This window comes from Undibacterium paludis, assembly GCF_022568815.1.
Taxonomy (GTDB): domain Bacteria; phylum Pseudomonadota; class Gammaproteobacteria; order Burkholderiales; family Burkholderiaceae_D; genus Undibacterium.
The window spans coordinates 1-457 of record NZ_JAKZHX010000065.1 but is presented as its reverse complement, the minus strand read 5'-3'; the positions used below and the strand labels follow the sequence as shown (position 1 = coordinate 457).

The following is a 457-nucleotide window of genomic DNA, read 5'->3' as shown; positions in this document are numbered from 1 at the left end:
CTGGAACTTGATGAGCTTGATCAACTGGCCTTGCCCTCTATCCTGCACTGGAACCTCAATCACTTTGTTGTCCTCAAAGCCGTACGCAAGGACTGGCGTGGCCGGGTTTCGCTGGTCTTGCTTGACCCTGCGGTCGGTGAGCGCCGTGTATCGCTTGAGGAAGCCTCAGCGCATTTCACCGGCGTAGCCCTGGAATTATCCCCCAGCCCTGCCTTCAAACCCAAAGACGAAAAGAAGCAAGTCGCCCTGCGTGACCTGACTGGTCATATCGTCGGTTTGCGTCCTGCCATCGTCAGAGTCATTGCGCTGGCTTTGGCGCTGGAAATCTTTGCGATCTGCTCACCCCTGTTCAATCAGTTTGTGATTGATGAAGTCATTGTCAGTGGCGACAGGGAATTACTGGTAGTGCTGGTGTTTGGTTTTGTCTTGCTGATGATCACCCAGAATGCCATTGGCC

At 53.8% G+C, this 457-nt stretch carries 1 protein-coding gene; it reads left to right on the top strand.

Features of this window, described 5'->3' with window-relative positions:
• A partial coding sequence (locus tag LZ463_RS28935; protein WP_241459787.1) for a cysteine peptidase family C39 domain-containing protein occupies window positions 1-457 on the top strand: 457 nt, incomplete at both ends.